Below are 12,509 nucleotides of genomic sequence, written 5' to 3' on the forward strand. Positions count from 1 at the left end.
AAGCCTCCTACCGGCTTTTCAATAATTGCCGTGAGTTTACGATGCACTTCCTTAAATAATACAAAAAGAAACACCCGTTGATACAACGGGTTTAAAAATTCATGCCTGCTTTATAAATTACTTTGCCGTAGCAGGACTTATAACTGAGCCAATTTCAACAATGGTATTGGCCGGAAATCCGCCTTTCATTGCATGTTCCCTTATCAGTTCTGCATTTTCGGCTTTATAGATGCAGTAGATTTTGTCGCCTGTTACATAGCTCTGCAGCCATTCAATTTTAGGCCCCATTTCTGTAAGCACAGAACAGGATTTTTGTGAGATGCCTTTTAATTGCTCCGGAGTAAGTTTTCCGGCTCCGGGAATTTCTCTTTCGATTAAATAAGTCTTCATTTCAGTTGATTTTTTAGTGGTGGAAGTTGTTGTTACATTGGTGTTTTGGGCTATGGAGGCATAGCCTGTAAATAGCAGGATGGCAATGAGCAGTGCAAACCGCCTGGTGATGAACGTCATAGTTGTAGTTTTTAAATTGTTAGCTGATACAATAAAGATACTATTGCAACCGGGCGAATGGCTGCTACAAATCATTCAAAAAATGGTATCCGGGCTGCTACAAATCGTTCAAAAAATGATAAAATTAGCTCGTTGAGTATAATGCCCTACCGGAGCAGGTCGAGGTAGGCCATGGGTAAAAGACCGTACTTATTTTTAAAACATTTGGTAAAGTAAGATGGGCTGCTGAATCCTGAATCGAATGTTATTTGTGCTATGTTAAAGTGCTTTTTCCGCATCAGGTCTTTGGCTTTTTCCAGCCGGTATTCCTTCAATAATATATTGGGTGGTAAACCGGTAAGCTGAATTGTTTTTCTATACAACTGCGATTTACTCATGGCCATTTCCCGGCTGTAATCTTCCACATCAAATTCAGCCTGTTGCCAGTTAGTTTCCAATATGCCGAACAACTGCTGCATCAGTTGTTCATCCTGCGGAGAAAGTAGTAAAAAATGATCACTCTTTATTTTGAAATGATCTTTTGCCACCAGTTCCTTAACGGCAGCAGCTACAACTACCTGCAAAGGGCCGGCAATGGCGCACATATACCCTGCAAGCTGCAAAGTATCTCCAAATAATTTATTGCTGTTTTCTACCGGCTCCCCGGCGCTGATGGCCATCCTGGCGCCACTTAATCCAGCATCATATTCCTTCATTTGTTCTTGAATAGCCAGGGCGCAGGAAACCGCTTTTGAGGCGGATGTAAAAGAGATGATAAACCCGGCACCGCCAGATTCCACCTCCCTTCCACCGTATTGTACAAGCTGTTTCCTGGTAGTATCATTCTGCAGGTTCAGTAGTGCACGGGCTTTATCAACGCCAAGCCTGGCCTGCAGTAAAACGGGATCACAAATTTTGATTACAAGTACCGTGCGAAACGAAGGATCGGTAAAAACCTTCAGCCCTTCATCGGTGGTAACCGCTTCGGCGGGATCGTAAATTCTTCCCAAAAAAGACGACACTACTTCAGGACTTACTTCAATTATTTTACTGGGTATCAGGCCATGGGCTTTCCCATGCATTTTTTCCACCGCATCTTTCGAGGGCGCTTCAATCAGGCAAAAAACATTTTCTCTTTCCTCATCTATCCAATAGGTCATGCACTTGCATTTAAACTCTTCCTGGTGCACCATATCCAGCCGGTGAGCTTCGGCTACATTATTGGCTTTAACGCCGGGAACAATATGTACATCCATGTAAATCGGCATCCCTGTTTTTTTAGCTGCAATGCAGTCCGGTGCAAAAAATTGTCACTTTAAAGCTAAGAAAAAATTATGCGATAAATCATACAATCCGGCAAACACTGGCAAAATATTAAAACGGGTTAAAGGCACAGGTCAGTGCTTTTGCCAGTCACCCGGCAACCCTTGCAATACTATCAGCTGGTATTTTAATACCAGAACGCCCATCACAAGACAATTAAACAAGTTTTACTTTACATTCGCCTTTTGATAACATAAACAAATTCTTATTATGCAAAGTCAAATAAAAGCCTTGCGCATCCTGGTAGTAGGTTGTGGCAACATGGGTGCTTCTCATGCGATGGCATATCATACAACAGATGGATTTCAAATCTGCGGATTGGTATCCAGGGGGAAATCCAAAGAGCTGCTGAACGCCAGGCTGGGCAATCAATATGCCTTGTTTGATGACATGGATACCGCCATGAAAGCAACGCAGCCTGATGCCGTTTGCATTTCTACTTATCCTGATACACATGAAAGTTTTGCCATTAAAGCATTCGAAAGCGGTTGCCATGTGTTTATAGAAAAGCCAGTGGCTGCCTCTGTTGTGGCGGCAGAAAACGTTGTGGCCGCTGCAAATAAAGCCGGTAAAAAGTTAGTGGTAGGTTATATCCTGCGGCATCATCCTTCGTGGGAGCGCTTTATTGAATTAACCAGGCAATTGGGCAAACCACTTGTAATGCGCATGAACCTGAACCAGCAAAGCGATGGCGCCATGTGGACACTGCACCGCAACCTCATGAACAGCCTGAGCCCGATTGTAGACTGTGGTGTACACTATATCGACGTGATGTGCCAGATGACGAGAAGCAAACCTGTTGCCGTACATGCCATCGGTGCAAGACTTACCGAAGCCATCCCTGCAGGTAATTATAATTACGGTCAGCTGCAAATAAAATTTGAAGATGGTTCCGTTGGCTGGTACGAAGCGGGCTGGGGACCAATGATCAGCGAGACGGCCTTTTTCGTAAAGGATGTCTTTGGTCCAAAAGGCTCAGTATCCATCGTGGCCAAAGAAGCAGGCGGTACAGGCAAATCTTCGTCGATTGAAGCACACACCAAAACAGAGTCGTTGCGTTTTCATCATGCAGACCTGGATCAAAATGAAAAATTTCTGAAACCGGATGAATGGATCAACCTGGAAGATGAGCCCGATCACCAGGAACTTTGCAACCGGGAGCAACGTTATTTTTTAAAAGCCATTTTGGAAAATACCGACCTCAGCGCTCATGCCGAAGATGCAGTGAACAGTTTACGGATTGCTTTTGCGTGTGATGAATCGATCAGGACGGGACAGGTTGTATCGTTACTTTAAAAATTGCTATTGTATTATTGAATGCAAAATTTAATTCGCTGGTACAAATTTTTATAAAAAAATTTTGTACCGGCTTTTCAATTATACCCCGCGTGACGAGAGAATATTTCTTGAAAGTTTGCATTTTCACAAGAAAAAAGTATTTACAAAACCTGTTATCAAAATATTGGCTACTTTTCGTTAAAATTATAAACCAACCAGTTTGCCAAAATCAGCCTGCTTAATCATTTGTTTGCTTTTGTGCCTGCCCTATAAAATGATCGCTCAGGTGGCAACCTCCGGAGAAATAAAATTATTACGCCAGTCCCAAAACTTCAGCAGCCAGCGACCTGATATCAGACGGCTTTTTAACCCTGGGCCATTTTTCAACCAGCCTGTAAATGGAACAGCTCAAAGTGTACAAAAAACAAATATTCTTTTAGAACGGTACAGCCATATTCCTTCCGTGCTTTCACCAGGAGATGAAGTTTCCACTTGCTTTGATACCAGTCTCCGGCTGAATTATAGCATTGCTGGAAAATGGTTTGCCCCGGCTCAGCTTACAAAAACAAGAGATGGCAATATATTGATATCCGGCTTCGAACTTGCGACTGCTAATCATCAGACAGATGCTCATCTGGTAAAGTGCAATCAGCTAGGCGATACACTCTGGAGCAGGCGTATCAGGGCAGGTTACCCGGGTTATATGGTGGATATATACAAAACCTGGGAACTGTCAGACAACACCCTGCTGCTGGCTGGTGACATCGAATTGCCAATGCCCTTCAATGGACGCGAAGATCTCCTGTTGATAAAAATGTCTGCTTCGGGAGATTTAATCTGGCAAAAAACGTTTAAGACAACAGCCTGGAATATAGATACCACCAGAGGCAGCATGGAGATCCTGGACTGTAGGCAAGACGAAAACGGAGACATTTATCTTTGCGGTGACGTAAAAATTGGAGGAACACACGGGTCTGGGCTTGCCTTTAAAATGGACGCCAATGGTAACATCGTCTGGAGTACCACAGTAACAAGCAACTTTACACCCATATTATGCGGTATCAACGTTACCAGTTCAAAAGTGACTTTTCTGGGTAGCGAATCAGGCTTTCGCGTACTACCCATAGGCATTGACGTAGACAAGACTTCAGGTCATATTATTGCAGGCACTCAGCTTGACCCAGTGTCGGGCGACTGGTCACTTGATTTCCGCCCTAATGAAATGATTAAACTCAATAATGGCAACCTGGCGTTAACAGGCAGGGGTATAACAGACGAGTACCAGTTTGCCAGTGACCAAAGAAATGTAAATAGCGGTTATATTGAATTAACAACGGATCTTGATTTTGTACAGTCCTATGTACTAAGATCAGTCTTTTCGCAATACGGGTATCAAACGGTAACAACCATGTTTGCCGACGGAAGCGGCGCTTTTGCCAGGCTGGGTTACGCGACCGGCCTGCAACCTGAGTCATTATATGGAAGCTTTAAAAATGGGCAGGTATTAAAGCAGCGGTTCATACCACACCCGGATCAGTATGTCTCCTGGACAAGCAATTTTTTACCGATGGATGACGGCGGACAAATCATTGTCAATTTTGTTGGTGATAATAAGACCTCTTCAGCTTATACCGAATTTATGCGGATGCACAACAGCGATACCACGGGCTCCTGCCTGGGATCAGATACTACAGCCGTTATAATGGAGAAAGAGCTCTATGAAAAGAATCAATTCTATTTTCAGGTTATTGATAGTAATGTACTCTCAGAAGATTTACATCCTTTTGAAGGCATATCTAACGACGCCTTTACCATTTTATCCAATTGTAAACAGGTAAGTTTTTGCGATTCACTTCGTCTGTCTGTATCAAAAGATACTGTCTGCGTTGGTACCCCTGTCACGATAAACATACATAAAAATAAAGAATGCGGTGCTGTACCATCCTGGAGTTACGAAGCTACGGCGGTCAGCTTTTTATACCAGCAAAATGATACGACAGCAACTGCCATCATTAATCAACCCTGGCAGGGTGTATTACGGGCCACCATTAGTGGCTGTCGGTTGTTGCAAGATTCTGTACGGCTAACCGTATTGCAGAGCCCGGGATTGCTTAACCTGGGGACTGACACCGTTATTTGTCCTGGCAATACAGTATTGCTAAATGCTAAAAAAGGCTACACTTCCTATAAATGGCAAAACGGTTCAACAGACTCTGTTTTCCCGGTAAAAGCTCCCGGTATTTATTATGTTACAGTAACCGATGCCTGCCAGGGCACATTCAGTGATACAGTCTACGTTGCTGGCCATTCGCCCATATCTTTTGATATTGGTGCAGATACCTCTATTTGCAATAAAGAAAATATTACCCTTAAGGCTCCGGCGGCTTTTTTACATTACCACTGGACGGGCGAAAATATCAACAATGATACCCTGCAATACATTACGGCTATGCCAACAATCAGCAGCTGGTTTAAAGTCACTGCCGAAAAAACACCAGGTTGCTTTACTTCCGACTCATTGTTTGTAACAGTAAAAAAGACGCCTTCCATACAGCTTGGCAATGACACCAGCTTTTGTGCTAACCAGCAACTGGTATTGGATGCGGGGCCAGGTTTTAGCAGCTATGAATGGAACACCGGACAGCAACAGCAATGGATTAAGATCAATCAGCCAGGTAGCTTTAGTATCAGAGCAGTTTTCAACGGATGCTATGTTTATGACACGCTGCAAGTGACCAGCGTATATCCCATGCCTGTATTTAGTTTAGGGCCGGACACGAGTCTTTGCCAGGGACAAAATCTATTATTGCATGTAAGCCTTCCGCAGGGTAACTTCCTGTGGAGCAATGGCAGTGCTGCAAATATGTTTAATGTAACGGGGCCCGGAATTTACTGGCTGAAGGCAACACAACAGGGCTGTAGCACAATGGATACTTTACAGGTAACTTATACATCCCTGCCAATAGTACAGCTGGGAAAAGATTCACCCCTTTGTGAGGGACAAACAATGCTGCTGAATGCCACCAATACAGGTGCTACCTATATCTGGCAGGACGGTAGTACCGCTGCTACTTATTCCGTAAAAAATCAGGGACTGTATGCAGTTACTGTATCACTCGGCCACTGCAGCGTTGCGGATACAATTGCTTTACAATACAGGCCTTTGCCGTTGTTTACACTTGGAAGAGATACTTTTATGTGTAAAGGACAGCAGCTTTTACTTAGGCCAACAATTAATACCAGCGCTAACTTTCTTTGGCAGGATGGAAGCCATGATCCAACTTTTACTGTTATAAAGGAAGGCATCTACTCACTTCAAACCTCCAATTCCTGCGGTAGTTATTTTGATAGCATTACTATAATGGAAGGTAATTGCATAATTGAAATGCCATCAGCCTTTACTCCTAACGGAGATGGGCTCAACGATGTGTTTAAAGTAAAATACCCATTTACTGTGCAGCAGTACTTTATGACGGTGTACAACCGGTTTGGAGAAAAGGTTTTTGAAACCAGTCAAATCGGCGACAGCTGGGATGGCAAGTCAAAAGGGCAATTGCTCCCGCAAAGCAGTTATGTATGGCTAATTAGATTTACAGATGACCATAATAAAGTGCAGACTTTGAAAGGTACTGTTCTCCTGATCCGGTAAGGGAAATGAAAGGGCAGTCGATTTACGCGGGAATGGGGGTCTAAAAGCAAACAGGAAAATCAGCCAACCATATTTGCCACATTTTTTCAGCAGACGCTATCTTTTATCTTTAAAGATTATTAGCAGTCCCAAAAATACCATAGTTCCCCTCCGTGCACTACAATAATGGAAAAAAACTAAGGGAATAAGCTAGCAGTTGCGCTTGTAACAATTAGTATTCTTTGAAATTAAAGAATCACTATGAGACGAAAACCCATGCCCTGACAGAATAAAAAATTGAATTAAAAAAAAGTAAAAGTTTATGATTAAGTTTAATTTTTACAATTATGGGTTCGGCTAAATTAATATGGGCAAATAATCTAAGGGCGTCGGCCACCATTGCAGTCATTGTGCTTCATGTTGCTTCCACCATATCGTCTTTATATCCTGCTATTTCAAAATCTTATTTTTTGACCAGTATTTTTATTGACTCATCTGTGCGATGGGCTGTGCCAGTCTTTATTATGCTTAGCGGCTCGTTTGCACTGGAAAATTACGATAACCGGCTCAGGAGTTTTTTTGCCAAAATGTTTCACCGGATAATAGTGCCTTTCCTTTTCTGGAGCGTTGTGTATCTTTTCTTTTTTTCCTGGAAAGAACTGACCGACCCAGCTAAAAGTATGGGTCAGCTACTGGCCTTTACAGGCAACCAGTTTTTATCCGGCACCGCGTCACACTTGTGGTTTGTGTATGTTATTGTGAGCATGTACCTGGTATTCCCTTTTCTGTCAAAATGGACAAAGGTTGCTACAGAAAAAGAGTACATCTACTTTTTTGTGCTCTGGCTTTTCTTCTTATTAATTGACCCATATTTGTCTGATTACGACATTAATTTCAGCTATAACTTTTTTACTGGTTTTATAGGTTATATCGTGCTTGGCAATTATCTTTTAAAAACCACCCGAAAATTTAACCAGCTGCTGCTGCTCTCTCTTTTCCTCACAGGATTTTTGTACACAGCCATCCGTACTTATTTTATTTCGATACACGGGAATGAAACCAACGAACTTTTTATGGACAATCTTTCGTTGAATGTTTGTGTAATGTCTTTTTGCGTTTATTTAATTTGCAGGCAAAGAAATTATACCCTCCATTCAACCTGGCAAAGGGCGGTTGATATTATATGTAAGTATAGCTATGGTATTTATCTTTCCCACCTGCTTATTTTAAACATTTTTTTGCGGCTCGGATTAAAGTTTGATTTCCTTCATCCCATAATAAGCATACCCTTAATAACTGTTGCCTGCCTGGTTATTTCATGCGGGTTAATAATGGGAATGAAAAAAATACCGGTCTTAAAAAAATTGGCTGGTTAAAGTGTTGAGCTGGTAACCCATCTGTTGGCTGGTACAGGGCTGGCTGGGGGCCAATGATCAGCGGTACCGCCTTTTTTGTAAAAGATGGTTTTGGTCGTTTAATATTCATTTTACCCTGAGGTATGGACCGGCAATTGTCTACGAACGCTGAAGTCTATTCTTCAATTATTTCGTCAGCACTATCTGTTGTTCTGTTCTCAATAAAATCAACAATTCTTTTTCTTTCTCCCAAAAATAGTAGCCCGATAATAATTTTTGCGGCGGAAAAAATCATGTAGGAAGAGTCCCGCTTTACTGAGTTGTATTTTGAACTACTCTGACTGAAATACACATATAATTGTCTGCAAAAATTGGGGATTTCATCCGTTAGAATTACGCCTCCTATTACTATCAGCGCAATAGTCAATATTGCTGTACTTGAAATGCCTTTTACGAATTCGTCCGGATTATCTGACGAAAGCGCTTCTTCTGAAAATCCCTGATCAAGCTTAAGCATATCAATAAATTTATTGGTTTTAAACAGCAGTTGCATAACGAGCAGAGTATACAATGAAAGAATAAATATTGAGACAAGAAAAGTTACAATAATGGGTCCTGCATCTGAGCTGACAAAATATCTAAAAATGGAAGTAACAAGTTGCGGAATGGTATTGATAATTTCCCGTAAAAAAAAGAGCCCGAATATTTTCAGGATAACGTTGAATAATTTTCTTGGATTCATAAGGAAAGCTGTTTGATTATTTTAAGGGTAATATGCATGTTGCTGATATAATAATAAGCTATTTCTTTTATCCGATCTGCTATTTACCCAAAATAAATTGCTTATCCTCTTCTCATTTGCCAGATTTCTGCTAAGGAGATTTATGTTGTTTTCTACAGGACGACAACATAATAATTAAAAAATACATTGCCTTATGATTTCATCTGAGCCTGCGTTGTAGTTTACTCTTTTGTTTTTGGATGCTAACGTCTGGGATATGCGCAAAAAAGAAAACAATAGCTAGGCTAAATTATTCTACAAACAGCGGCGAAACTATTCTGCCAGCAGCAGCGTGTGCGAAGTTTTATTGACATGCAATCTCGGTCAGTATCATTGCGTCATTGAACTTAAGAGCGTCTAAATCTTTCAAAACATCGTTGTTGGTCTTATTGACCAACAACCGTAGCATTGTATTTTAGTAATGTGTAAACATGTTAGACTTATCGATCCCTGTATTATAAAATGGGCTGACGAATAATAATATTCTTCCGGGAAACTGCATAACCGGACTTCACCGGTTCCAATGTATGTATTCAAGCTTCTGCATAAAAACAGCATGGGAGTACAACTCAATACCTAAAAGTTTTATGGGGTGTGCTTCGGTTGTTGGTCAATAAGACCAACAACGGCCTCCCTGATGGTTGGCTATTTTAAAGACATACCAACTGAAGCCTGGAGATCCATGCTTGCACAAAAATATATTACATTGTTTACCGCTGCTTAAGTGAACTTTACCTTAAGCTGATTTACCTGTCAAGGAACGAAATAAGTTTATTCATCAGTGAAACTCTTTTATTTGTAAACCCATGATCTGTTTCCCAAACCTCGTAATCGAAAAACGAACCATGTTGTTCTTTGATTGAATCAGCAATTGCTTTGTTGCCTGTATGCTCATCCAGCATCATTATTTGTTTGGCGCTTAAAGCCTTACCATTCCTTTCCAGTTGGTAATAGGCAATGTCCTTAAATGCGGGAAGAAAAATATCCAGCGTTGTTGCGTTGAGCACAAAATAATCAGGGAAGATTTTAGGGTTTTTCACCAACGTCGCCAGTTGCTTTTCATTTTGGATATTTTTCAAATCACCGGCTATATTCCACGTTGATAATGCGAAGCCTTTTTTTATTTGGGGTAACTGCTGCAATGCTTTAAGGCAAACCCATCCGCCCATACTATGACCAAACAATACAATATTGGTTGTGTCAATTTTTAAAGAGTCCTGGTGTTTGTTGCAGAAGGCAACCACATTGCTTACATCTTCCACACAATTTTTAAAACTAAATTTTCCCTGGCTGCCCCATGCACCCCTGTAATTAAAATAGAGCACGTTCCATCCATGTGCCCTTACAATTTGTGCCAGGTCAAGATTTCTTTCATTGCCCGGAAAGCCATGCAGCAAAATTAACGTGGGATGTTTTTCATTTCCGTTAGGTCTGTAAATAAACCCGGCTAACATTGAGCCGGCAGAAGGGATAAATAATTCTGTTGAACCTGCGGGGTTCGCTTTGTCCCATTGTAAATCTTTCAATACAATGCTGTCTGATTGTGCGGTAGCATTGATTACAGTGAAAAGAAAAAAGGGAAGACAGAACTGTTTTATAAATCGGGGCATGTTGTACATTTTAGCTAAATGATGAAAACTGGCATACTACTCAAATATATAGGCTGTAAGCTGCAATGCCAAATGTCCTTACCGGCAACTAATAAGGCAGTCGCTGTTGTTGCTAGGTTGGGAGCAAAAAAAGACTGCAATACATGATGGAGTTTTGAGAAAGCAACCAAAGTATTGCTGATAAATAATAGGCCCGCCGTTTATATACCAACACCGGGTTTCATTCGTTATTCATCCGGCATCCCTGCGTTATATCTACGTTAGCCAACGTAGATATAACGTACTTGTACAAAACAACACAGCTCCCAAAGGCGAAGAAGACATAAGGGAGCACAATACATTTACCAATAAAATCAACCAGTATGACTTTACAAATGGAGACCTATCTCAGTGGCCGGATGAACAATGTGGTGTTCTTTAAAAGGTCCGGTACTTATATGGCAAGGTCGCTGCCTGCTGCCGTAAAACTATCTGCTGCTACCAAAGTATGCAACGGCAATTTCGGCATCGCTTCGGCCTGCGGAAAAAGCCTGCGGCAATTGCTGCAGCCGGCATTGCCTTTTCCCAAAGACAGGCGGATGCAGATCCGGTTTTCGGGCGCTATTGCAAAATGGCTGGGTGCTGCTAATGCTGCCACCTTACCGCCTGTCCCTGCTATTCCTTTTGTAAACCAGTTTCGGTTTACTGATTGCCCGGGTATTGCCGAAAGGTGGAAACTGGGTTTGTTGGTGGAGCAACCTGCTGCCAATATAATTACCCTGCACATCCCTGCTTTTATACCAACACAAACCATTAGTGCTCCCGAACATACAGTGGCGGTTACCTGTGCCATTACCGTTGCAGGCTGTATACTGATGGGTGCTGCGCCAATGGGCAGCCACGCCACCACGATGGAGATTCCCTATACGGATACGCTTATTCCTGCACAGACAATGCAATGACCGCTTCCCGCCCCTGCCAGTACTGTGATCATTACTGCAGTGGCATTGCGTTACCGGCTGGCCAATGGCGAATATTGCAGTACCCCGGAATTTTTACCGGCTTCGATTATTGATGCCCGTTATTGCTGAGCGGGAAGGTTTGTTGCTGGAGATATCTCCCGCTATAGTTGGTATGCCGCTATATCATCCTTAAAACTTTTATCATTTCAAAAACGTCGTTTGGTCTTATTTGACAACTCGTGATAGTTGGCTCTTTTAAAGACATAACAACTGAAGCCTGGGGAATAAAAAACTTTAACGGTTATATTAAATTATTCACCAACAGCGGCTAAAACAAACCATCGGCTACGTTAAGTTATTCTACCGACAGCAGCAAAGAAACTGAGCCATTGCTGGGTGTTAATAAGTGAATAAACTTTTGAATGATATTAGATTGTTTAAAGGTAATTTTATCTGAAAACATTAATCCATGTTCAATATACTTTTTGAAAAACCTAAGTTATTTTCCAAAGAGCCTTTTTTTAAGTATGAGCAAAAAAAAATTGCCCAATTGAAAGACATTATCAACACAAATACAGAGTTTAATGATATAGAAAAAGAGGCAAGTGAATTCATTAACGATTTTCTTCTTGAACGTTTAACTTTAGATAGGGCCAATTATGATCGTGATGTTACAATTGAGCGGGTACCAATTGACCGAAACAAAGGCGAAATTTCTATTCATGGTGATTATCGTAATGCAGCTTGTGTAACTTATACATTTAAGCTTAATTGGAACAGGAAACAAAAAACATTAGCGTATTATTATCCAACAAGTCCACACCAACCACAGCTTAATATTGATTTTATTGATCGTGAAACCTCCATTCAATTTTTGATACCTACACGATATGCACGTGTTGAGCTTCCTGATGAAGTTATAGAACTGGCTGTACAGGATAGAGACAAAGTTTTAAACGACCTTGAAACCACGCTCAGCTTTATGAATGAAGATATTGACCGGTTTAATAGTAAACTTCATCAAATTGCCGTTGAAGCTATACAACAAAAAATTGAAGAAGATAGGAGGTTGAAAACCATAAAATCAAAATTATAGTCAAGCAA

The 12,509-nt window shown here is 41.3% G+C and carries 10 protein-coding genes; 6 read left to right on the forward strand and 4 right to left on the reverse strand.

Translation table 11 applies throughout. From position 1 onward, the window contains the following. Positions 1 to 117: 117 nt before the first annotated feature. Together QWZ08_RS17340 and QWZ08_RS17345 are read right to left on the reverse strand one after the other, a co-directional pair. The gene (locus QWZ08_RS17340; protein ID WP_290338767.1) at positions 118 to 510 is read right to left on the reverse strand and encodes a DUF4242 domain-containing protein; all 393 of its coding nucleotides are present in this window, start codon (positions 508 to 510) and stop codon (positions 118 to 120) included. Between the two features lie 146 nt (positions 511 to 656). Continuing rightward, the gene (locus QWZ08_RS17345) at positions 657 to 1,757 is read right to left on the reverse strand and encodes a nickel-binding protein (RefSeq protein WP_290338768.1); all 1,101 of its coding nucleotides are present in this window, start codon (positions 1,755 to 1,757) and stop codon (positions 657 to 659) included. Positions 1,758 to 2,022: 265 nt separating this feature from the next. Between QWZ08_RS17345 and QWZ08_RS17350 the strand changes: the two genes are divergently transcribed. The 3 genes from QWZ08_RS17350 (at position 2,023) to QWZ08_RS17360 (ending at position 8,094) form a co-directional block, all read left to right on the forward strand. Continuing rightward, positions 2,023 to 3,108, forward strand: a complete 1,086-nt coding sequence (locus QWZ08_RS17350) for a Gfo/Idh/MocA family protein (RefSeq protein WP_290338769.1) — start codon at positions 2,023 to 2,025, stop codon at positions 3,106 to 3,108. Positions 3,109 to 3,376: 268 nt separating this feature from the next. After that, positions 3,377 to 6,739, forward strand: coding sequence for a T9SS type B sorting domain-containing protein (locus QWZ08_RS17355; protein ID WP_290338770.1), 3,363 nt, complete (start codon positions 3,377 to 3,379; stop codon positions 6,737 to 6,739). Between the two features lie 326 nt (positions 6,740 to 7,065). Next, complete coding sequence (locus tag QWZ08_RS17360) at positions 7,066 to 8,094, forward strand: acyltransferase (protein WP_290338771.1); 1,029 nt, start codon at positions 7,066 to 7,068, stop codon at positions 8,092 to 8,094. 154 nt (positions 8,095 to 8,248) lie between these two features. Here the strand turns inward: QWZ08_RS17360 and QWZ08_RS17365 are convergent, their stop codons facing one another. Both QWZ08_RS17365 and QWZ08_RS17370 read right to left on the reverse strand, forming a co-directional pair. Further along, entirely contained in the window at positions 8,249 to 8,815 is a 567-nt protein-coding gene (locus tag QWZ08_RS17365; protein WP_290338772.1) for a hypothetical protein, read from the reverse strand. Between the two features lie 785 nt (positions 8,816 to 9,600). Then, a complete protein-coding gene (locus tag QWZ08_RS17370) occupies positions 9,601 to 10,464 on the reverse strand; it encodes an alpha/beta hydrolase family protein (RefSeq protein ID WP_290338774.1) in 864 nt (287 codons plus the stop codon). A 362-nt stretch (positions 10,465 to 10,826) separates the two neighbouring features. On the opposite strand from QWZ08_RS17370, the gene QWZ08_RS17375 reads away from it, so the two are divergent. From QWZ08_RS17375 to QWZ08_RS17385, 3 genes are all read left to right on the forward strand, one after another. Then, positions 10,827 to 11,405: a hypothetical protein gene (locus QWZ08_RS17375; protein WP_290338775.1), complete on the forward strand. Its 579-nt coding sequence runs from the start codon at positions 10,827 to 10,829 to the stop codon at positions 11,403 to 11,405. A 64-nt stretch (positions 11,406 to 11,469) separates the two neighbouring features. Beyond that, positions 11,470 to 11,598 carry a hypothetical protein gene (locus tag QWZ08_RS17380; protein WP_290338776.1) on the forward strand — a complete coding sequence of 43 codons (129 nt, stop codon included), beginning with the start codon at positions 11,470 to 11,472 and terminating at the stop codon, positions 11,596 to 11,598. A 276-nt stretch (positions 11,599 to 11,874) separates the two neighbouring features. Beyond that, complete coding sequence (locus QWZ08_RS17385) at positions 11,875 to 12,501, forward strand: hypothetical protein (RefSeq protein ID WP_290338777.1); 627 nt, start codon at positions 11,875 to 11,877, stop codon at positions 12,499 to 12,501. Positions 12,502 to 12,509 lie beyond the last annotated feature (8 nt).

Origin of the sequence: Ferruginibacter paludis, from assembly GCF_030409685.1 — a bacterium.
In the GTDB taxonomy this organism is placed as follows: Bacteria; Bacteroidota; Bacteroidia; order Chitinophagales; family Chitinophagaceae; genus Ferruginibacter; species Ferruginibacter paludis.